Origin of the sequence: Corallococcus sp. bb12-1 (assembly GCF_026626765.1) — a bacterium.
In the GTDB taxonomy this organism is placed as follows: Bacteria; Myxococcota; Myxococcia; order Myxococcales; family Myxococcaceae; genus Corallococcus; species Corallococcus terminator.
Window position 1 is genome coordinate 214,921 of sequence record NZ_JAPNJZ010000018.1, and the last position, 20,659, is coordinate 235,579.

Below are 20,659 nucleotides of genomic sequence, written 5' to 3' on the forward strand. Positions count from 1 at the left end.
CCCTTTCCGTCAGCCCCCCTCACGAAACCCGGTTCCTCCCGCTAGGCTGCGCTCACTGGGGGCTGTGAACGCCATGACGCAGGGGGGAGCGCTGGAGGGGACCGGCCTGTCCGCGATGCGACGGGTCTGGGTGCTGGGCATGGCCGCGGGCCTCCTGGGCGCGGTCCCCCATGCCTTGCGCGCCTACGCGGAGGAGCCCCGTGACTTCCTCCTCAAGCTCGCCCTCGCGCTCGTGCCGTACAGCGCGTGGGCCCTGCTCGGGCCGCCGGTGCTGGCCGTCTTCCAACGCATTCCCCCCGAACGGCCCCGGCTGCTGCGTCACCTGGGCCTGCTGCTGGTCGCGGGCGCGGGCTTCGTCCAGGTGCACGTGCTGCTGCTCGCGCCCGTGCTGTCGGCGCTCCAGCAATGGAGCGGGCACGGCGTCTCCTTCACCGAGGGCCTGTGGCGCCTGCTGCTGGAGCGCGGCGCGCTGGGCTACTTCGAATACCTGCTCTTGCTCGCCGCATGGTCCGCGCTGCGCACGACGCGGCGCCTGCGCGAACGGGAGCTGGCGGAGTCGCGCCTCGCCGTGCAACTCGCGGAGGCGCGGCTCCAGGCCCTGCGCGCCCAGTTGGATCCGCACTTCCTGTTCAACACGCTCAACGCCGTCGCGGGGCTGGTCCGCCAGCAGCGCAACCCGGAGGCGGTGGAGGCCCTGGCGGAGCTGGGGCACCTGCTGCGCGCGAGCCTGGAAGGCCGGGGCGACCACGAAGTCCTGCTGGAGGACGAGCTGGAGCTGGTGCGTCGCTTCCTCGGCATCGAACAGCTCCGGTTCGGCGGACACCTGGAGGTCCACCTCACGCCCGGCCAGGACACACTGAAGGCCCGCGTGCCCGCGCTCATCCTCCAGCCGCTGGTGGAGAACGCCATCAAGCACGGCATCGCGCGGAAGGCCGCCCGGGGACAACTCCAGGTGAGCACCGCGCGTGAGGGCAACCGGCTGCTGCTGGAAGTGCGCGACGACGGGCCGGGCCTGCGCGCGGGAGGCGCCGGAGGCACGGGCATCGGCGTGGCGAACACCCGCGCCCGCATCCAGCAGCTCTACGGCGAGCACTACGGCCTGACGTTGGAGGACCTGCCCGGGGGCGGCGTGCTCGCGAAGGTGGAGCTGCCCTTCATTGAGGGAAAGACAGACATGAGGCGGGGGACGCGTGGTTGAGACGCACCGAAGGGAAGGCTGGCGCGTGCTGGTCGTGGACGACGAACCGCTGGCGCGGGACAGCGTGAGGCACCTGCTGGCCCAGACGCCGGAGGTCACCGACGTGCACGAATGCCACGGAGGCCGCGAGGCCGTGGACCACATCCTGCGCGAGCGGCCAGACCTGGTCTTCCTGGACGTGCAGATGCCGGAGCTGGATGGCTTCGACGTCCTGCGCGAAGTGGGCGTGGAGCGCATGCCCCCGGTCATCTTCGTCACCGCGTTCGACACGTACGCGGTGCGCGCCTTCGAGGCGAACGCGCTGGACTACCTGCTCAAGCCCTTCAGCGACCAGCGTTTCCGCGACACCCTGGAGCGCGCACGGAAGCAACGGGCCCAGGGCAGGGACCAGAAGCTGCTCGAACACCTGTCGTCCCTGCTCGAACAGCACCAGGCCCCACCTCCCGCACCCGCCCGTCCAGCGGGTGGAAACAGCCCGGTGGAGCGCATCGCGGTGAAGACAGGCGGCAAGGTGCTGCTCATCCCCGTCGAGGAGCTGGACTGGTGCGAGGCGGAGGGCAACTACGTGGTGCTGCACGCGGGCACCCGCAAGCCCATGCTCCGGGAGACCCTGAACCAGGTGGAGCAGTGGCTGGACCCGCGCCGCTTCGTGCGCGTGCACCGCTCCGTGGTGGTCAACGTGGAGCGCATCCGGGAGCTGGAGCCCGACGTGGACAAGGGCTGGGTGGTGGTGCTGCGCGACGGGACGCGGCTGCGCTTGAGCCCTGGCCGCAAGGCCGCGGTGGAGGCCCTGCTGCGGCAGTCGTTCTGAGTTCGTCCCACCCGGCGGACGTTTCATCCCCCGCTCCGGCGGTTCCGACACATCGCTCCACGGCGCGCTCGCGGGCGCCCGTACAAACACGGCACGGCCCAACGCTCGCGCGGTCCGCGCGACAGCGAAGGGGTCGTCACCTGAAGCGATGGAAGCAAGGAGCACCGCATGAGCGTTCCCACCTCCAGAAGAGGCCTCTTCCTGGCCGCCGCCCTGGCCCTGGCCACGGCGCCGGGATGTCAGGGAGAAGCCACCTCCCCTCCCCCTCCCGAGCCGCTCGCCACCGGGCAGGCACTCACCTGTGGGAGCAACCTCGTCCCCCAGATGACCAGCGCGACGCTCCCCGGCGGCACCGTGACCGCCTCCGGCGTGTACGGCGGCACCTACGATGCCTGGAGGGCCTTCGACCGCAACGACGCCACGATGTGGATCTCCACCCAGGGCGCCGTCCCCGCCTGGATTGGCTATGAATGGGCGAACGGTCCGAAGAGGGTCACCCACTACGCCATCAAGTACGCCAACGGCGGCATCCTCTCCCGCGCCCCCCGGACCTTCACCCTCCAGGGCTGGAACGGCAGCGCGTGGGTCGTGGTCGATACCCGCCCCAATGAAATCACCTGGACCGGCTTCGAGCGGCGCGAATACGCGGTCGCCTCCCCGGGCTCCTACGTCAAATACAGACTGAACGTCACGGAGGACAACGACAGCCGCTCCGGCATCGAGGTCATCTCCATGGGCGGACTCGAACTGTTCGAATGTCAGACGGACACCGAGCCCCCCACCGTCCCGGTGCTGACGGGGTTCACCCCCGTGTCACCGTCCAAGAACAACACGACCCCCGTAGTCGCAGGGACGACGGAGGCGGGCGCCACCGTGAAGCTCTTCCTGGGCGCGTCCTGCCAGGGCACGCCGGTCGCCACCGTGACGGCCTCGGCCACCGGCGCCATCTCCGCGACGCTGTCGCTGACGGCCAACACCTCGACGACCCTCACCGCCACCGCGACGGACGCCGCGAACAACGTGTCCGCGTGTTCGGCGGGCATCACCTACCAGCACGACAGCCTCGCGCCTCCAGCGCCGACGCTCACGGGGTTCACGCCCGTCTCCCCGTCCGCCAACCTCCAGCCCTTCCTGTCCGGCACGGGCGAGCCGAACGCCACCGTGCGACTCTTCGCCGGCTCCTCCTGCCAGGGCACGCCGCTCGTCACCGTGACGGCCTCGGCCACCACGGGCGCCTTCTCCAAGCAGGTCTTCCCCACGGCCAACACGAGCACCTCCTTCAGCGCCACCACCACGGACGCCGCGGGCAACACGTCCTCGTGCTCCAACGCGCCCGTGTACCAGCATGACAACATCGCGCCCGGGATCCCCGTGTTCGCGAGCTTCAGCCCGGCTTCGCCCTCCTCCAGCACCCAGCCTTCGTTGAACGGGACGGCCGAATCCAGCGCGTCGGTGCGCATCCACTCCGCCGCGGGCTGCGTGGGGACGCCGCTGTCCACCGTCACCGCGAACGCGACGACGGGGGCCTTCACGCTCGCCCGCACCGTCGCCGCCAATGCCTCCACGACCTTCTCCGCGCGAGCGGTGGACGCGGCGGGCAACGGCTCCAGTTGCTCCGCGCCCACCACCTACGTGAACGACTCCCTGGCGCCCGCGCTGCCCACCGTCCTTCCGGGAGTCGTGCCCTTCACGACGGCGCCGTTCGTCGCGGCGGTGCAGGCCCAGACCGAGCCGGGAGCCCGCGTGGCCCTCTTCACGGACGCGGCCTGCACCGTGCCGTCCCCGTCCACGCCGGAGGCCTTCGCGAACACGACGGGCCTCGCCCTGGTGCCCCTGCTGCCCTCCCAGCTCAACTCGCAGCTCTTCGTCTCCGCACGCGACGCCGCGGGCAACCGCTCCGGCTGCGCGTCCTTCCAGACAGGCTGTTCACCGGGCACGAGCGACTGCGACGGCAATCCAGCGAATGGCTGTGAAGCCACGCTGATGAGCGACGAGGCGAACTGCGGCACCTGCGGCAACACGTGCGGTGGGGCCCCTTCCGCCAACGCCGTCTGCGGCGCGGGCACCTGCGGCCTGGGCTGCATGGTGGGCACGTTCGACTGTGATGGAAGCGCGGCCAACGGCTGCGAGTCCGCCACCGCCTGCGACCCGGCGACGTGCTCCGTCGTCCCGTTCCAGGAGCTGCTCATCACGGACCTGTCCGTGGTGGAGGACCCGGTGCGGACCACCGGCAATGGCGCCTGGACGTTCGGCACGCTGATGCGTGAGATGAACGGCGGCGCGGATCCGTCCCAGTTGGTGCGCACCTGGCTGCGGACCTGGGAGCAGCCCCAGTTCCTCCAGGCCTCGGTCGCCCCGCCCCGCCCGGCCATCCGCGACCTCGTGACGGACGCGTGGGAGGCGCGCAGCGGCGGGCCCGGCCAGCCGCTCGACTTCAACACCGCGCCGTTCCGGCTGCTCGCCATCGTCAACCGCATCGACCTGCGGCAGGAGGGCGTGGCCTCGGGCGAGGGCCGCTTCGTGTTCGGCGTGCTCGACCCGTTCGGCTTTCCCATGCCGTTCACCGTCATCTTCGAATATGTGCTGCCGGGCGGCAGCCCGGAGGAGCTCCAGCGCTGGGCTCGCGACTGGCACGAGCTGACCCGGTTGGGCATCGCGCACCCCGACTACAGGCCGAAGCTCCAGGCGCTCACGGACCGCTTCACCAAGGCCTCCGTGGCACCGGGACGCTTCATGGGCAGCGCCATCAGCCAGGTGCGCACCAACGAGAACTCGCTCGACTTCGAATGGGAGCTGCGCGAGTTCCACTTCGGCGCCACGGGCCTCGCCCCGGCCCCGGTGGCGCTCACGCCCGAGTTCTTCCTCTCCAACTCACCGATGCTGGGCAACTACATCAACCAGAACCAGGCGGCCATCCTCGCCGGCACCCACGACGTGCCCGCCACGTTCCAGGGCCAACCCTTTCAGGCCGCCTCCTCCATCACGCCCTTCTTCTTCTTCTTCAATGCCTCCGGGGTGAACGCGGAAGCGCGCCACCAGTTCTCCGTCAACACGTGCAACGGCTGCCACGCGGGAGAGACCAACACCTTCTTCCTCCACGTGGGGCCGCGCGAACAGGGACAGCAGGCCTTCATCTCCCCCTTCCTCGTCAGCGCCTCCCCCACCCCGGATCCGACAGGCGCGGGACCCGGGCGTGTGTTCCAGGACCTGGGGCGCCGCAGGGACGACCTGGCCGCCCTGGTGTGTGGCGAGCCGCCCACATTGAAGGCAGCGACGGACAGGGTCGGTGAGACGCTCCTCGCGCCGTGGCGGAAGGAAGGCGCGCGCAGGGCCGCCGTGCCGGGCTTCCCGCCCCGCTCCAACCTGCCCGCCGGCCGGATCCACTGAAGTCCCGTCGCCTCACCAAGGGCCTCCCGTCCGGTGCATGCGGCGGGAGGCACCTGCCGGTGAGGTGGCTTGTCAGGAGCGGAGGGGCGGGATTGACTGGCGGCATGTCCTCCTCCCGCCGCGTCCTCGTCCCGCTGCCCGACCGCGATTTCGACGTCACGGAGGTCGCGGTGCCCTGGCGCATGCTCACGGACGCGGGCCATCAGGTGGTGTTCGCCACGGAGAAGGGCCACATGCCCGCGGCGGATCCACTGCTGCTCACGGGTGTCCTCTTCGGCAAGCTGGGCGCGGACCCGGAGCCCCGCCGCTTCTACGGCGACCTCACCCTGACGGAAGGCTTCCAGAAGCCCCTCACGTGGGATGCGGTGGTGCCGGAGGACTTCGACGCGCTGCTCTTGCCCGGAGGCCACGCGCCGGGCATGCGGCAGTACCTGGGCAGCGAGGCGCTCCAGGCGAAGGTGGCGGCGTTCTGGGCGCTCCAGCGGCCCGTCGCGGCCATCTGCCACGGGGTGCTGGTGCTCGCGCGGGCGAAGGACCCCGCCACGGGCAAGAGCGTGCTGCACGGCACGCGCACCACCTGCCTGCCCAAGTACATGGAGCGCTCCGCGTACATGCTGACCGCGTGGAAGCTGGGGCGCTACTACCGCACCTATCCCGCCTACGTGGAGGAGGAGGTGGTCGCCTCGCTCGCGGAAGTCGGCCACTTCGAGCGAGGCCCCCGCGCGGGCACGAAGCGCGGCACCGCAGCGGACCACACGCCGGCCTTCGTGGTGGAGGACGGACGCTACGTGTCCGCCCGCTGGCCGGGCGACGCGTACCTCTTCGCCCAGCGCTTCCTCACGCGCCTGTAGGTCAGCGTCCTCACAGGGATGCGGAGCGCGCAGCGTCCTCATGGAGACCTGATGGGGATAGAGTCCCCTTCGAAGGAAAACAGGTTTTCCATGGAGACATCGATGCGCGCCCTGAAGCCCCTCCTCGCCTCGGCCCTGCTGGGCCTCCTCCCGGCCTGTGGACCCGAAGCCAGCCCTCCCGTGCCAGACGACACCGGCACGAGCCAGCAGCCGGTGCGGCTGGGCATCAAGAACGCGGATCCGTCCATCATCCGGGTGGGCAGCACGTACATCTCCGCGGAGTCGGACGGCAGCCGGCTCTATGTGCGGACGGCCGCGTCGGTAGCGGCGCTGGCGAGCGCGGCCCGGACGCAGGTGTGGGGCAACCCCACCGGCCTGGGCGAGGTGTGGGCGCCGCAGATCGTCCGGGACGGCACCACCTACGTCATCTACTTCGCGGCCGGCACGGGGAACGCCCACCGCATGTATGCCATCCAATCCCAGACGGCCAATGCGGGCTACTCCGGGGCGGTGAAGCTGGCGCTCCCGGACGACAAGTGGGCCATCGACGGCACGGCGTTCATCTACCGGGGCCAGCGCTTCTTCGTGTGGTCCGGCTGGGTGGGCAACTCCAATGGCGAGCAGACGCTCTTCATCGCGCGCATGTCCAACGCCACCACCATCACCGGGCCGCGCGCCGTCATCTCGCAGCCCCGCGAGTGGTGGGAGCAGGTCGACGTCAATCCGCCCACGCGCATCAACGAAGGGCCGGAGGTCATCATCGATCCGAACGGCCAGCTCCACGTCGTGTACTCGGCCAACGGAAGCTGGGACACGAACTACTGCCTCGCGGACCTGCGCCTGCGCGCGGACGGCGACCCGATGTATGTCTGGGACTGGTTCAAGTCCAACGGCTGCCTCTTCGGCGCCAATGGCGGCATCATGATGAGCGGATGGGATCCCACCTTGTACGCGAAGGGCGTGGGCCATCATTCGTTCGTGCTGCTCAACGGCGACCCGAACACCAGCCCGCCCGCGGGCCCCCAGTTCCCGCTGGCCTACCACGGCGTGCCCAAGGCGGATTCGCCCAACCCGTTCTGGTCCGGCCGCTACTGGTACTCCGGCACCTTCCAGTGGTGGGGCAACGTCACCTACGCGCGCGGGACCGAACGCAACACCGGCTGGAGCCTGAAGTTCTACGAATGACGCAGGGTCCGCTTAATCTTTAAATCGGGATTTCTCAGTCAGTCGGACTATGTTGGCCAGACCTCGCCGCACAGGAGTCGTCATGGCCAACACGCTGATGTTCCGCTGTCTGTCGTTGCTGGGAGTGGTGGGCGCGCTGGGAGGCTGTTCCGGGGAGGAGCCTTCCGGCGGGGCTCCAGAGACGCTGGGGCAGCAGGAGAGCGCCGCCATCGTGTCGTCCATCGTGGAGGGTGACTACGTCATCCGTTCGGCGATGACGAACAAGTGCATCGACGTGGCCTCGTCCGGCACGGCGGACGGCACCAAGGTGCAGCAGTGGGACTGCAACGGCACCAACGCGCAGAAGTTCCACATCTCGCCCACGTCGGGCGGGTACTTCAAGATCATCAACGTGAACAGCGGCAAGGGGCTGGACGTCGTGGGCGTCAGCACCGCTGCGAACGCCGTCATCCACCAGTGGAGCTACCTGGGCGGCAACAACCAGCAGTTCCGGTTCGTGAACCGGGGCGGCACGAGCTTCAGCATGCACCTGCGGCACACGGACATGGCGGTGGACCTGTCCTGGGGCTCCCCGGACAACGGGACGCTGCTGCTCCAGTACCCCTACGGGAACACCGCCAACCAGCACTGGACGTTCGACCTGGTCTCCGGCGGTGGTGGTGGGGGCGGGACGGGCTTCGGCGGCATCCTCACCCGCGAAACGTTCAACGCCATGTTCCCCAGCCGCAACGGCTTCTACACCTACGACGCGCTCATCTCCGCCGCGTCGGGCTTCCCGGGGCTCGCGACCACGGGCGACGCGGACACCCGCAAGCGTGAGGTGGCCGCCTTCCTGGCCAACGTCAATCACGAGACGGGCGGGCTCGTGTACATCGAGGAGATCAACAAGGCGGATTACTGCGACACGTCGTGGGGGCCTCCGGGCTGCTCCTGCGCTCCGGGCAAGCGCTACTTCGGGCGCGGCCCCATGCAGTTGTCCTGGAACGGCAACTACTGCGCGGCGGGCAACGCGCTGGGCCTGCCGCTGCAGGCGAACCCGGACCTGCTCTCGCAGGACGCGAACGCGGCGTGGCGCACGGGCTTCTGGTTCTGGACCACGCAGACCGGCGCGGGCTCCATGACGGCGCACAACGCCATCGTGAACGGCGCGGGCTTCGGGCAGACCATCCGCACCATCAACGGGTCGCGGGAGTGCAACGGCGCCAACCCCGGCCAGGTGCAGAGCCGCATCGACGCCTTCGTGCGCTTCTGCGGCATGCTCGGCGTGAGCCCCGGCAACAACCTGGGCTGCTAGCTCCACCCGCCGGGGCGGAACGGGTCTCCCCTTCCGCTCCGGCGTCCGGCCCTGCTCAGCCGACTTCCGACAGCAGCTCGCGCAAGGCCTCCTTCACCGGCCCCTTCACGTCGTGGGCGACCTTCTTGAGCATGTCCCTGGCCTTCACGAGCAGGGCGGGCTCCACCGCCTCCAGCGCGGACAGCGCGGCCCCCTGCGCTTCCGGGGTGCCTTCGGAACGCAGCAGCCGCTCCAGCAGTGCGAGGGCTTCCTGCGGCGGAGCCCCCAGGCGCAGCAGGGCCACCGCCGCGCTCGCGGCCGGGGCGGGGTTCGCGTCCTTGAGCAGACCTCCCAGCGCGGTGAGCGCGGCCGGGGACACGGGCCCCGTCAGCCCCAGCAGGGACACCGTCTCCACCCGGACCGCCGGGTTCGAATCCGCCAGGGCGCCAAGCAGCGCGGGCTCAAGGCCTCCCAGCGCGGGCAGGGTCAGTTCATTCAGGCGACAGTGCTCCAGCAGCGCACGCAGCGAGGACAGGGCCAGATAGCGGCGCATCCCTTCCGTCTTGCGCACCTGGGCCAGCAGCGCGGCGCCCGCGAGCTCCGGAGCCGCGGGCGCGAGCGCCCCCACCGACTCCAGCGCCGCGAACGACACGCGCTCCTCCGGATCATCCAGGTGCGCGATGAGCTTCGGCAGCAGCACGCCCTTCTCGTCGAAGGCCCGGCTCGCCGCGCGGGCCATGGCGTGCCGGACCGCGGGACGTGCATGGTCCAACGCCGCGCCCAGGGCCGGGAGCTGGGTGGGGTCCACCCGGCACACGTTGCCCAGCACCAGCGCGGCATCCCCCACGGACGGATCCGCCACATCCATGCGCGACAGGGCCTCCGTGATGGCCTGGACGGCGGTGGCGGCGAGGCGCGCGGGAGGGGGCCACCAGTCCGCCTGCAACAGGGACAGGATGAGCCCGTGCGCGGTGGAGGCCGGCCGGGCCAGGTCCTTCAAGAGGAACTGGGCGGTGCGCTCCCGCACCCCCACGTCCTCGGATCCGAGGGCTTCCCCCACCGCCTCCAGGGCCTCCGCCCGGGCTTCCGCGTCAGGGAGGGAGAGTCGGGCTACCCATTCATCGACGGGCCGGCTGCTGTTCACGCGTGCTCCTGGGGCGGGTTTTCTGGGGGCGACGCAACCCGGGACCCCTCCAGGCGATAATCCCGCCACGACTCCCGATTTCCAAGAACGAGAACCATCATCATGAGCTACCGCATCCAGAGAGGAGACACGCTGTCGGCGCTGGCGGGGCGCTTCGGCACCACGGTGTCGGCGCTGGCCAAGGCCAACGGCATCTCGAACCCCGACCTGATCATCACCGGCAACTCGCTGAGCATCCCGGGCAAGAGCGACAGCTTCCAGTCCGGTGGCGCGAACGGTGGCGGTCGGTCCTCGGCCGCGGGGGGCTCCTTCGGCGCTTCGGGCGCCGCGCCGATGGGTGAGATTCCCAGCTCGTTCGGTGCGAACGCGAGCCGGCTGGCCTCCTCCGCCCAGTCCATGGCGTCGTCGATGAACACCACCGGCTGGTGCGCCAAGGGCGTCAACCGCGCCCTGGCGGCGGCGGGCCTGAACGTGAACCCGCTGCCTTCCGCGTACATGTACGGGAACGTGCTGGCCAAGGACTCGCGCTTCCGTGAGGTCAGCCTCACCGACGAGCAGATCAAGCAACTGCCCCCCGGCGCCATCATCGTGAGCGACGCCTACAACAGCCCGGGCAACCCGCACGGTCACATCGCCGTCACGCTGGGCAACGGCCGCGAAGCCAGCGACCACATCGCGGGCATCCGCACGCATGGTACCCAGCGGGTGTTCATCCCCGTCTGAGTTCCGACAAGGCACGAGGCGATCCCGGCGGCCCTGGAGAGGAATCTCCGGGGCCGTTGCCTTTGGTGCGAGCCCTCCCGTGAAGCCTCCCGCTTACGGCCCCGAGGGACACACCCCATGCACTCTCCCCTTCCGGAGCGGTCCGTCCGCTCCCTCCCCGCTCCAGGCGCAGGCCTCCTCGGCGCGCTCACCTGCATCCTCCTCGCCGGCTGCGTCGCACCCTCCGGCGCTCCCGAACCCACCGAAGCGTCCCCGCCCGGCACCGCCACCGTGCGCCAGGCCCTGGCCTGTAGCGGCGGGGGCAGCATCGACCAGCACGCCGCGCAGTGCGACGGCACGGGGAAGCTCCTGTCATGGGCGCCGCCCGCGGACCCGGGCTCCTCCGCCGCGTATGACCACGTGCTGGAGCTGAACCAGAACTACCTGCTGGCGATGCCCGACGTGAGCGGCCTCACGAACCCGTCGGTGGCGAAGCCCGCGTACTACGCGTTCTCCTACGTGTGCAGCGGCACCTCCCCCGGGTGTTCTCCCGCGGGCTCGCCGGTGGGCTGGCCGCACAACCCCGCGGGCCTGTACGCGATGCTCGTGGAGTCCGGCCTCACGTATTCGCCCTACAAGAACGATCCGCGCCTGAGGACCACCGCGCTGGCGCTCCTGGACTGGCACCTGGCGCACGGCATGACGGCGGTGGGCGACCACTGGTCGCTTGTGCCCTACGCGAGCGGTGCCAGCGGCTCGCTGACGTATGCCGGCGCGGCGGCGGGAGGTTCGGTGGGCGTGGGGGACGGCGTGGGCTACCTCCAGCCGGAGAAGGTGGGCGCGCTCGCCTGGGCTGCCGTGCAGTCCTTCAAGTTCAATGGCAACACGGCCTACCGGGACATGGCCATCAACGCGGCCAACCAGCTCACCAGCCACCTGCGCACCCCGAGCGCCACCGTGTCGCCGTGGCCCTACCGCGTGCGGGCCTCCGACAACGCCGTGCGCACCGGGGCGAACATCGTCGACAACTTCGCCTCCAACGTGGTGGAGCCGCTCAAGCTCTACCAGGAGCTCATCCGGCTGGGGCAGGCGGGCACGCTCGACGGCGCGCCCGGCTACAGCGCGACCCGGCTGTCCCAATGGCAGTCCACGCAGTCCACCGTGCTCGCGTGGCTGCTGGGACCCAACGGCCCCATCGCGACGCAGAACTGGACCCAGTACTTCGAGGACGTGGGCTCTGACGCGACGAACAACCTGAACCAGCTCGTCCCCGGAGAGACGGCCAAGTTCCTGATGGACAACCCCGGCCTGGACCCCAGTTGGCAGGCCCATGTGCAGAACATCATCGCCTTCATCGAAACGAACTTCGGGGACACGCTCGAGTTCGGCGCGCGGCCCATCAAGGAGCAGTACGCGTTCCACTACAAGATGGGCAGCCACACCTCGCGCTACGCCGCCGTGAACGCCCGCTACGCGGAGCTCACGGGGGACGCGGTGGCGAAGGACAAGGCCTTCCGCGCGTTCAACTGGGCCACGTACATGGTGCGTAACAGCGGGCTGACCATCGACGGGCCCTATCCCAACAACGTCTGGTTCACGGATGGCTGGGGCGACTTCATCCGGCACTTCGTCATCGGCATGGGCGCACAGCCGGACTGGGCGCCCGCCGGACAGAACCACCTGCTGCGCACCACCTCCGTGGTGAAGAGCGTCACCTACGGACCGGGCAACGAGGTCCGCTACACCACCTATGACGCCAGCGCGACGGAGGTGCTGCGCCTCGCCTTCGTACCCTCGTCCGTGACGGCGGGGGGTACCGCGCTGTCGCAGCGCACGGACCTGGCCGCGGACGGGTGGACCTTCGACACCGGCAACAACGCGCTGCGCATCCGTCATTCGAACAGCGGCGTCATCGTCATCTCCGGGGCGCCTCCCACGGCCCCCACCGTCGCCATCACCGCCCCTTCCGTCGGACAGAACTTCACCGCCCCCGCCACGCTCAACCTCGGGGCCACCGCCACGGCCATTACGGGACGGAGCATCGCCAGCGTCACGTTCCGCGCGGGAACCACCGTGCTGTGCACCGTGAATGCGCCTGCTTCCAATCCCGTCGCGTGCACGGCCACGAGCAGCCTGGGCAATGGCAGCCACACCGTGAGCGCGGAGGCGGTGGACAGCCTGGGTGAGAGCGGCTCCGCTTCGGTGGCCCTCACCGTCGCGGGCCCGCCGACGGTCGGCATCACCAGTCCGGCGTCCGGCGCGACGTTGCCGACGGGGAGCATGACCTTGGGCACCCATGCCAGCGCGGGCGCGGGGCGGACCCTCACGCGCGTGGAGTTCTTCCAGGGCACCACGTCGCTCTGCTTCACGACGACCGGCACGGCCTGCACGTGGAACGCGACAGCCGGCACGTACTCCAACGTCTTCGCCCGCGCCACCGACAGCGGCAGCCCGGCGCTCGTCACGAACTCCGCGCCCATCAGCTTCACGGTGAGCGCTTCGGCTGGCGGCGTGCGGCTGGTGGGCATCGATACGGTGGGGACGCAGAACGACTACGACAACGGCGGTTCGGTGAATGCGTTCCAATACACCGCCGTCGCGACCGGGACGCTGGGGACGCTCAAGGTCTTCGCGGCGCCGGGGAATGCCAATGCCTCGCTGTCCGTCGGCGTCTACAGCGACACCTCCGGCGCGCCGGGCACCCTGCTCTCCTCCTGCACCACGGCGGTCGTGGATCCGCTGCCGCTGGCGACGGGCCAGTGGTACGGCTGCACCGCGTCCCCACAGGTGACGCTCACGTCGGGCACCGTCTACTGGCTGGCCCTGCTGGGCGCGAACGGCGGCGGGGTGTTCCGCTACATGGACCAGCCCACCGGCTCCATGCGCTTCTCCCCGACGGGCCTCGCCGCGCTGCCGGGCCCCACCTTCGGAAGCTCCACCGTCTACGCGGGCGCGTCCAATGCGTCGATGTATGGCCTTTCGGCTGGAAGCTCCACCGCGCCGACTGTGTCCATCACCTCGCCTGAGGCCAATGCGAACTTCACCGCGCCCGCCAACCTGAATCTCCAGGCCACCGCGACGGCGGGGCCGGGCCGGACGCTCACGAAAGTGGAGTTCTTCGACAACGGCACCACGCTGTTGTGCACGGTGACGGCGCCAGCCTCGGCCTCCGTGAGCTGCGGGGTCAGTTCGCTCCTGGATGGCGCGCACAGCGTGACGGCGAAGGCCACCGACGACCTGCTCCAGGCCACCACCTCCGCCGCGGTGGCCCTGTCCCTGTCCAATCCGCCCACGGTGGTCCTCACCTCCCCCGTCGCCAATGCCACGTACACGGCGCCGGCCTCCGTGGCGCTCGCCGCGTCCTCCACCGCCGGCCATGGCCGGAGCATCGCGCGGGTGGACTTCTACGCGGACGGCACGACGCTGGTCTGCTCCAGCACCACCACCCCGTACGGCTGCACCTGGAGCAATGTCGCGCAGGGAAGCCACACGGTGCGGGCCGTGGCCGTGGACAGCGCCAGCCCCGCCGCGAGCACCTGGTCCAGCACCGTCTCCATCACCGTGAGCAGTGCCGCCACCGTGCCCTCGCCTCCCACCGGACTGACGGCCACGGCGGTGTCGTCCGCGCAGGTGGACCTGGCGTGGACCGATGCCTCGAACAACGAGAGCGGCTTCCAGGTGGAGCGGGCACCGGACGTCTCCGGAGCACCGGGCACCTTCGCCCAGGTGGCGACGCCGGGCGCCAATGTGACAGCCTTCAGTGACACGGGCCGCGCCGCGAGCACCCGCTACTGGTACCGGGTCCGGGCGACCAACGGCGCGGGCGCCTCTGCCTTCACCGCCAACGCCAGCGCGACGACCCCCGCCGCGCCCACCGCGCTGGTCGGCAACAGCACCGTGCTGACCGCGTCCGACTTCGAGAACGCGGGCGTCGCGGCGGCGTTCAATTACGTGGCGAGCGCCACCGGCAACGTCACGCGCCTGCGCATCTACGTGGACGGACAGACGACGGCCACCACGCTCCAGCTCGGCTTGTATGCGAATGGAAGCGGAACGCCCGGTGCGCTGCTCCGGAGCTGCACCGTCACGACGGTGACAGCCGATGCGTGGAACGAATGCACCGTCACGTCGCAGGCGGTGACGTCGGGCACGACGTACTGGCTGGCCGTCCTGGGTCCGTCTGGCGGAGGCAACGTCCACTGGCGACACACGAGCGGCACCGGTTCCTACAAGGTGCAGCCGGACCTGACGACGACCCTGCCCTCCACCTGGACCGGCACCGGGGGCTACCCGGGCAGCAACATGTCCGCCTACGCCGGCAACTGAAGCCGGCGCTCAGTCCAGCGAGGCCAACAGCTCGTCCAAGGTGACACGCGTCGCTCCGCGCGTGTCACCGACCACCGACTCCAGCATCCCCTTCGCCCTGCGGAGTCGGGCGGGATCCACCGACATCAGCGCGGACAGCGCGGCCTCCTGGACCTCGGGGGCCGCCTGTCCCAACTGGCCCTTCAACAGGAAGAGGGGCTCCGCCGACGGCGCCCCCAACCCGAGCAACGCCACGGCGGCACTGGCCGCCACGGAAGGACTCTCATCCCGGAGCCGGTCGCGCAGCGCCGCCAGCGCGACCGGCGACACGGGGCCCATCAGGCCCAGCAGGGACACCGCTTCCTGGCGGATGGGCGGCTCCGGCTCCTCCAACGCGCGAAGCAGCGCGGGCTCCGGATCCATCAGCGTGGGCACGGCCCGTTCTTCCAACAGCAGCTCCTCCAGCAGGCTCCGCAGCGACACGAGGGCCAGATAGAGGCGCACGCCGTCCGTCCTGCGCACCTGCTCCAACAGACGGGGCGCGGCGACGTCCGGCGCCAGCACCGCGAGCGACCCCAGCGACTCCAGGGCGGAGATCGCCACCGACTCCTCGTCGTCCAGCAGGGCGAGCACCCGGGGCAGCGCCGGCAGCGCGTCCTTGCCCAGCCGCCCCACCACGCGCGCCATCGCGCTCCGGACGGACGGGTGGGGATGCGCGAACGCCCCTTCCAGCGCGGAGAGCTGGGAAGCATCCACCCTGCACACCAGGGTCAGCACCAGCGCTGCATGCTCCAGGTCCGCGGAGCCGGCCTCCGTTCGCGGCAGCGTCGACAGGACGGCCTGGACGGCGCTTTCGGTGAGGCTCGCTTGAGGAGGCCACCAGCCGCGCTGCAACAGGAACAGGATGGGACTGGCGGCGGCCGTCCCGGGGCGCCCCAGCTCCTGAATGAGCGCCCGGGCGGTCCGCTCCCGCGACTCCGCCTCCCCGGACCCCAGCGCTTCTTCCAGGGCCTCCAGCGCCTCCTCGCGCGCGCGCGCATCCCGCGCGGAGAGTCGGGCCACCCATTCATCCACGGTCGGGACGCGACCCACGCGGCACTCCTCCACTGAAATGAAAGCGCGCCAGTCGGAAGGTGTCCGACCCGCGCGGGTTCAGGCAATCATCCCACGCCCCTGCTTGAGTGCGGCCTCCCACTGGAGCGTGCAGCCCTTGCCGTTCACCTGGTCGCCGGCACCAGGGCTCGCGAAGGAGCCCGTGCGGTAGGCCTCCGACATGAGCGGTCCCCGCAGCCAGCGCTCAGACCTGGACCATCTGGAGGAGATTGCCGCAGGTGTCCTCGAAGACGGCGACGATGACGGGCCCCATGGGCGTGGGCTTGCTCCGGAACACCACGCCCAGCTTCAGCATCCGCTCATATTCGGCCTGGCAGTCATCGACGCCGAACGCCGTCAGGGGGATGCCCGCGTCGAACAGCGCCTTCTGGTAGACGCGCGAGGGGGCGAAGCCCATGGGCTCCAGCAGGAGCTCCGTGCCTGCCTGGGCCTCGGGCGAGACGACGGTCAGCCAGCGGTGCTCCCCCAGGGGGACGTCCACCTTCGTCACGAAGCCCAGGACCTCCGTGTAGAACTTCAGGGCCTTCGCCTGGTCGTCCACCATCACGCTGGTGATGTTGATGCGCATCGTGTCTCTCCAAGTCGGTGCTGCGGTGTTTTCAGTCCAGCCACGGGGCGACGACCAGCCCCCGGAGCCTGTGCATGCGAACCGTTAAAGCAAGCCAGCCCGTCCCAGGTCCACTTCAGCGGTGCCGCACGCCGTGCCGGAAGCAGTCCACCACGTGGTCGTCCACGATGCCCGTCGCCTGCATCCACGCATAGACGATGACCGGCCCCACGAACTTGAAGCCGCGCTTCTTGAACGCCTTGGAGAACTCCTCCGACAGCGCCGTCTTGGCCGGCACGTCGCCCTTGCCCGTCCAGGTGTTGCGAAGGGGCTTTCCGCCCGCGAGTCCCCAGACGAACGTGGAGAAGTCCTCGCCCGCCTCCGCCATGTCCAGGTACACGCGGGCGTTGCCGATGGTCGCTTCAATCTTCGCGCGCGCACGGACGATGCCGGCATCGCCCATCAGCCGATCGACGTCCTTCTCGGTGAAGCGCGCCACGACCTTCGGGTCGAAGCCCTTGAACGCCTTCCGGAAGGCTTCGCGTTTGCGCAGGATGATGATCCACGCAAGCCCCGCCTGGAACCCCTCCAGCATCAGCAGCTCCCAGAGCGCGCGGCTGTCGCGCTCCGGCACGCCCCATTCCTCGTCATGGTAGGCCTGATACAGCGGGTCGCCCTCGGCCCAGGCGCAACGGTGTGGCATCCGCTCTCCTCAAGGTCTCGCGCCCGCATGAAGGCGGACGCGCGGCAGGGCTACCACGAGGACTGAACGGGCGACCAGTCCTGTTCTTCGTTCATGCGGGTCGGGTCAGCAGCGCGAACAACCCGTCGCTCCACCACCTGCCGCGCAGCCCGGGAAGAAACCGTTGCCAATGGATGCTGCTGCGGGGGATGCGCCCGGGCAGGGGGTAGTCGAAGTCGATGCTCTGGAAGCCCGCTTCGACCGCCATGCGCCGCGCGTCCAGTTCGGTGATGGGGGTGATGTGCCCCGAGTCCCGGTAGTCCTGCTCGCAGAACGCGGGGAAGTAGCCTCGGACCAGGAATGACAGACGCGCGGTCAGGCTGTCGTTGTTGGGCGTGGTGATGAAGAGGTGGCCTCCCGGCCGCAGCACCCGGAAGGCCTCCTTCACGAAGTGGCGGGGGTTGGCCAGATGCTCCAGGACTTCGATGGCGAACACCCAGTCCACGGACGTGTCCGCCCACGGGAGCACGTCCCGGGAGACGTCGCGCTGGTGGAACTCCACGCCGGGCAGACGGCTCGCGCCCGCATCGTGGATGTCCGTGCTGAGGATGCGTTCGATGGCGGGATTGCCCTGCAACCGGCGGATCCACCCGCCGCGGCCCGAGCCCACATCGAGCACCACCCCCGAGGCCCGGTGCCCCGCCGCGCTCCAGGCCGCGTCCCGCAGCGGCTCCGGTGACAGGCCCTCCTCTCGTCGGGCGTACGCGGCGGCGTCGTGGCCCAGGGGTCCCGCGCTGCCGTTGTCCGTCGCATTCGAGTCCATGCAAGGAAGCTCGCACAGAGGCGCGGGCCCGTGAAGACAACCTGGGGCGAATGGATTCCCCAGGGCCTCACGGACGCCCGGAAGGACGCTTCAGTGCAACCCTGGCGGCTGCACCCCGCCGGGAATCGGTACGGATTCGCCGGTCGGGAACCCCGGTTCATCCTTGAGCGAGATGCGAATCATCTCGCGCAGCGCGGGAATGTCCTGGTGACCGTGGACGGACACGGCGTGCTCGGTCGCGGCCCGGACCACCTCGTCCTCCTCGCCCGTGATGGTGAGCGTGCAGTTGGAATCGTCGGGGGTCTCCCGGCAGTCCATCATCTTGCGTGACATGGCCATTTCACCTCCCACCCATGAGGTGCGCATGTGAAATGGCCTCCGCAATCCACGGAAGCGAAAGCTTCGCCTATCATCCGCGCCCGCAACGTCACCAGGAGGCAACCGCATGGGACAGGAAGTGGATGTCATCGTCGTTGGCGGAGGGCTGGCGGGCCTCGTCGCCGCGACCGAACTGGCGGATGCCGGCAAGCGCGTCGCCGTCGTGGACCAGGAGGCTGAACAGAACCTGGGCGGGCAGGCGTTCTGGTCGTTCGGCGGCCTGTTCCTGGTGGACTCGCCCGAGCAGCGGCGCATGGGCATCAAGGACTCGCACACGCTCGCGCTGGAGGACTGGATGGGCACCGCGGCCTTCGACCGCGAGGAGGACCACTGGCCCCGCAAGTGGGCGGAGGCCTTCGTCAGCTTCGCCGCGGGCGAGATGCGCTCCTGGCTGCACCAGCAGGGGATGACCTGGTTCCCCGTGGTGGGCTGGGCCGAGCGCGGCGGCTACGGCGGGGTGGGCCACGGCAACTCCGTCCCCCGCTTCCACGTCACCTGGGGCACGGGCCCCGGCGTGCTCGCGCCCTTCATCCGCCGGGCGAAGGCGGCGCAGGCCGCCGGCAAGCTCACGTTCCTGTTCCGCCACCGCGTGGACGAGCTGCTCGTCACCGCGGGCGCCGTCGTCGGTGTTCGCGGCATGAAGCTGGAGCCCACGGACGTCCCGCGCGGCGTCACCAGCTCCCGCAAGACGGAAGGCGACTTCGAACTGCGCGCGCAGGCGGTCATCGTCACGTCGGGCGGCATCGGCGGCAACCACGAGCTGGTCCGCAAGAGCTGGCCAGAGCGGATGGGCCCCGCGCCCAAGTTCATGATTCAAGGCGTCCCCGACCACGTGGACGGGCGGATGATCGCCATCACCGAGGCCGCGGGCGCGCGGCTCATCAACCGCGACCGCATGTGGCACTACACCGAGGGCCTGCGGAACTGGAACCCCATCTGGCCGCGCCACGGCATCCGCATCCTGCCCGGCCCCAGCTCGCTGTGGCTGGACGCCACCGGCAAGCGCCTGCCCCCGCCGCTGTTCCCCGGCTTCGACACGCTGGGGACGCTGGAACACATCCTGAAGACGGGCCATGAGCACACCTGGTTCCTGCTGAATCAGCAGATCATCAAGAAGGAGTTCGCGCTGTCCGGGTCGGAGCAGAACCCGGACCTCACGGGCAAGGACTGGCTGGGCGTGCTCAACCGCGCCGTGGGCAAGAAGGCCATGGGCCCGGTGGAGGCCTTCAAGGAGAAGGGCGAGGACTTCGTGGTGGCCAAGGACCTGCGCGAGCTGGTCGCCGGCATGAACACGAAGACGGAGAAGCCGCTGTTGGACTTCGCCACCGTGGAGCGGGAGGTGCTGGCCCGCGACGGACAGTTGGACAACCCCTTCGGCAAGGACCTTCAGATCGCCGCCATCCGCCAGGCGCGCGGCTACCGGGGGGACAAGCTGGTGCGCACCGCGAAGCTGCACCGCATCCTGGACCCCAAGGCGGGACCGCTCATCGGCGTGAAGCTGAACATCCTCACGCGCAAGACGCTGGGCGGCTTCGAGACCGACCTTTCGGGCCGCGTCTTCAACGCCCAGGGGGAGACCATTCCCGGGCTCTACGCGGCGGGCGAGGTTGCGGGCTTCGGAGGCGGCGGCGTCCACGGCTACCGCGCCCTGGAAGGGACGTTCCTCGGAGGCTGCATCTTCTCCGGCCGCGCGGCCGGTCGCGACGCCGCCAGCCGCGTGTAGTCCCCGGCGAGCGGCAGGGGCCTTCAACACGCCCCTGCCCTTCGCGAGGTCCGCTCAGGACACCGTGGCCTGGAAGGGCCACGGGCTGGAGCGCGACCCGGCCATCCAGTTGTCGTGCCGGCCGTCCCAGTGCTGGTAGGTGAGCAGCGACGGGTCCACGTCATCCAGCGTGTTGACGCCGACGGAGCGGAACAGGCCGCCCATCTCGGGCACATCCCCGGCGCCAAAGCACATGACACCGCAGTGCTTGCAGAAGCTGCGGGAGTTCGGGCTCCCCTCGCGCCGGTACTCGCTGAGATGCTCCTGGCCCTTGATCAGCCGGAAGGCGCTCGGCTTCATGGAGACGTTCCCGACGTTGCCGAACTTCGTGCAGAACGTGCAGTTGCAGCGGCTCACGTCGGCCAGGTCCGCGGTGGCCTCGTAACGCACGGCGCCACAGTGGCAGCCGCCCGTGTACGTCCGCACACCGGCCTTGGCGGGGTTCTGCTGGGAGTCGTTCTGGGTCTGGGTCATGGCGAAATCTCCGGTGCCGCGTTG

General features: G+C 70.0%; 17 protein-coding genes. 9 read left to right on the forward strand and 8 right to left on the reverse strand.

The window, feature by feature from the left end; translation table 11 throughout:
* Window positions 1-73: 73 nt before the first annotated feature.
* The 6 genes from OV208_RS21615 to OV208_RS21640 all read left to right on the forward strand — a co-directional run bounded on the left by OV208_RS21615 (window position 74) and on the right by OV208_RS21640 (window position 8,726).
* Entirely contained in the window at window positions 74-1,198 is a 1,125-nt protein-coding gene (locus OV208_RS21615) for a sensor histidine kinase (protein ID WP_267575767.1), read from the forward strand.
* Window positions 1,191-2,009 carry a LytR/AlgR family response regulator transcription factor gene (locus tag OV208_RS21620; RefSeq protein WP_267575768.1) on the forward strand — a complete coding sequence of 273 codons (819 nt, stop codon included), beginning with the start codon at window positions 1,191-1,193 and terminating at the stop codon, window positions 2,007-2,009. Before OV208_RS21615 ends, OV208_RS21620 begins: the two co-directional genes overlap by 8 nt.
* 168 nt (window positions 2,010-2,177) lie before the next feature.
* Window positions 2,178-5,396, forward strand: a complete 3,219-nt coding sequence (locus OV208_RS21625; protein ID WP_267575769.1) for an Ig-like domain-containing protein — start codon at window positions 2,178-2,180, stop codon at window positions 5,394-5,396.
* 104 nt (window positions 5,397-5,500) lie between these two features.
* Window positions 5,501-6,247 (forward strand): type 1 glutamine amidotransferase domain-containing protein, encoded by a 747-nt coding sequence (locus OV208_RS21630; protein ID WP_267575770.1) that lies wholly within the window; start codon window positions 5,501-5,503, stop codon window positions 6,245-6,247.
* A 102-nt stretch (window positions 6,248-6,349) separates the two neighbouring features.
* On the forward strand, window positions 6,350-7,432 hold the full coding sequence (locus tag OV208_RS21635) for a glycoside hydrolase family 43 protein (protein ID WP_267575771.1): 1,083 nt from the start codon (window positions 6,350-6,352) through the stop codon (window positions 7,430-7,432).
* An 82-nt stretch (window positions 7,433-7,514) separates the two neighbouring features.
* Window positions 7,515-8,726, forward strand: coding sequence for a glycoside hydrolase family 19 protein (locus OV208_RS21640; RefSeq protein ID WP_267575772.1), 1,212 nt, complete (start codon window positions 7,515-7,517; stop codon window positions 8,724-8,726).
* 55 nt (window positions 8,727-8,781) lie between these two features.
* Here the strand turns inward: OV208_RS21640 and OV208_RS21645 are convergent, their stop codons facing one another.
* Entirely contained in the window at window positions 8,782-9,849 is a 1,068-nt protein-coding gene (locus OV208_RS21645) for a HEAT repeat domain-containing protein (protein WP_267575773.1), read from the reverse strand.
* 102 nt (window positions 9,850-9,951) lie between these two features.
* Here OV208_RS21645 and OV208_RS21650 point away from each other — a divergent pair, with 102 nt between their 5' ends.
* Entirely contained in the window at window positions 9,952-10,572 is a 621-nt protein-coding gene (locus tag OV208_RS21650; RefSeq protein ID WP_267575774.1) for a LysM peptidoglycan-binding domain-containing protein, read from the forward strand.
* A 117-nt stretch (window positions 10,573-10,689) separates the two neighbouring features.
* Entirely contained in the window at window positions 10,690-14,877 is a 4,188-nt protein-coding gene (locus OV208_RS21655) for an Ig-like domain-containing protein (RefSeq protein ID WP_267575775.1), read from the forward strand.
* Window positions 14,878-14,886: 9 nt separating this feature from the next.
* Here OV208_RS21655 and OV208_RS21660 read toward each other — a convergent pair whose 3' ends face one another.
* From OV208_RS21660 to OV208_RS21685, 6 genes are all read right to left on the reverse strand, one after another.
* Window positions 14,887-15,948: a HEAT repeat domain-containing protein gene (locus OV208_RS21660; RefSeq protein WP_267575776.1), complete on the reverse strand. Its 1,062-nt coding sequence runs from the start codon at window positions 15,946-15,948 to the stop codon at window positions 14,887-14,889.
* A gap of 60 nt (window positions 15,949-16,008) precedes the next feature.
* Window positions 16,009-16,131, reverse strand: coding sequence for a hypothetical protein (locus OV208_RS21665; RefSeq protein ID WP_267575777.1), 123 nt, complete (start codon window positions 16,129-16,131; stop codon window positions 16,009-16,011).
* Window positions 16,132-16,153: 22 nt separating this feature from the next.
* Window positions 16,154-16,537: a VOC family protein gene (locus OV208_RS21670; RefSeq protein ID WP_267575778.1), complete on the reverse strand. Its 384-nt coding sequence runs from the start codon at window positions 16,535-16,537 to the stop codon at window positions 16,154-16,156.
* A 115-nt stretch (window positions 16,538-16,652) separates the two neighbouring features.
* Window positions 16,653-17,219, reverse strand: coding sequence for a DNA-3-methyladenine glycosylase I (locus OV208_RS21675; protein ID WP_267575779.1), 567 nt, complete (start codon window positions 17,217-17,219; stop codon window positions 16,653-16,655).
* 91 nt (window positions 17,220-17,310) lie between these two features.
* Window positions 17,311-18,021 carry a class I SAM-dependent methyltransferase gene (locus OV208_RS21680; protein ID WP_267575780.1) on the reverse strand — a complete coding sequence of 237 codons (711 nt, stop codon included), beginning with the start codon at window positions 18,019-18,021 and terminating at the stop codon, window positions 17,311-17,313.
* Window positions 18,022-18,111: 90 nt separating this feature from the next.
* The gene (locus OV208_RS21685) at window positions 18,112-18,354 is read right to left on the reverse strand and encodes a DUF1059 domain-containing protein (RefSeq protein WP_267575781.1); all 243 of its coding nucleotides are present in this window, start codon (window positions 18,352-18,354) and stop codon (window positions 18,112-18,114) included.
* 112 nt (window positions 18,355-18,466) lie between these two features.
* On the opposite strand from OV208_RS21685, the gene OV208_RS21690 reads away from it, so the two are divergent.
* A complete protein-coding gene (locus OV208_RS21690; protein WP_267575782.1) occupies window positions 18,467-20,122 on the forward strand; it encodes an FAD-binding dehydrogenase in 1,656 nt (551 codons plus the stop codon).
* Between the two features lie 54 nt (window positions 20,123-20,176).
* Here OV208_RS21690 and OV208_RS21695 read toward each other — a convergent pair whose 3' ends face one another.
* Entirely contained in the window at window positions 20,177-20,635 is a 459-nt protein-coding gene (locus tag OV208_RS21695) for a GFA family protein (RefSeq protein ID WP_267575783.1), read from the reverse strand.
* Window positions 20,636-20,659 lie beyond the last annotated feature (24 nt).

What these genes read in the sequence shown, in the direction of transcription:
- OV208_RS21615 (WP_267575767.1), top strand. Translation starts at nt 74, where the DNA reads ATGACGCAGGGGGGAGCGCTGGAGGGGACCGGCCTGTCCGCGATGCGA.
- OV208_RS21625 (WP_267575769.1), top strand. Translation starts at nt 2,178, where the DNA reads ATGAGCGTTCCCACCTCCAGAAGAGGCCTCTTCCTGGCCGCCGCCCTG.
- OV208_RS21630 (WP_267575770.1), top strand. Translation starts at nt 5,501, where the DNA reads ATGTCCTCCTCCCGCCGCGTCCTCGTCCCGCTGCCCGACCGCGATTTC.
- OV208_RS21635 (WP_267575771.1), top strand. Translation starts at nt 6,350, where the DNA reads ATGCGCGCCCTGAAGCCCCTCCTCGCCTCGGCCCTGCTGGGCCTCCTC.
- OV208_RS21640 (WP_267575772.1), top strand. Translation starts at nt 7,515, where the DNA reads ATGGCCAACACGCTGATGTTCCGCTGTCTGTCGTTGCTGGGAGTGGTG.
- OV208_RS21650 (WP_267575774.1), top strand. Translation starts at nt 9,952, where the DNA reads ATGAGCTACCGCATCCAGAGAGGAGACACGCTGTCGGCGCTGGCGGGG.
- OV208_RS21655 (WP_267575775.1), top strand. Translation starts at nt 10,690, where the DNA reads ATGCACTCTCCCCTTCCGGAGCGGTCCGTCCGCTCCCTCCCCGCTCCA.
- OV208_RS21665 (WP_267575777.1), bottom strand. Translation starts at nt 16,131, where the DNA reads ATGTCGGAGGCCTACCGCACGGGCTCCTTCGCGAGCCCTGGTGCCGGC.
- OV208_RS21670 (WP_267575778.1), bottom strand. Translation starts at nt 16,537, where the DNA reads ATGCGCATCAACATCACCAGCGTGATGGTGGACGACCAGGCGAAGGCC.
- OV208_RS21675 (WP_267575779.1), bottom strand. Translation starts at nt 17,219, where the DNA reads ATGCCACACCGTTGCGCCTGGGCCGAGGGCGACCCGCTGTATCAGGCC.
- OV208_RS21680 (WP_267575780.1), bottom strand. Translation starts at nt 18,021, where the DNA reads ATGGACTCGAATGCGACGGACAACGGCAGCGCGGGACCCCTGGGCCAC.
- OV208_RS21685 (WP_267575781.1), bottom strand. Translation starts at nt 18,354, where the DNA reads ATGTCACGCAAGATGATGGACTGCCGGGAGACCCCCGACGATTCCAAC.
- OV208_RS21690 (WP_267575782.1), top strand. Translation starts at nt 18,467, where the DNA reads ATGGGACAGGAAGTGGATGTCATCGTCGTTGGCGGAGGGCTGGCGGGC.
- OV208_RS21695 (WP_267575783.1), bottom strand. Translation starts at nt 20,635, where the DNA reads ATGACCCAGACCCAGAACGACTCCCAGCAGAACCCCGCCAAGGCCGGT.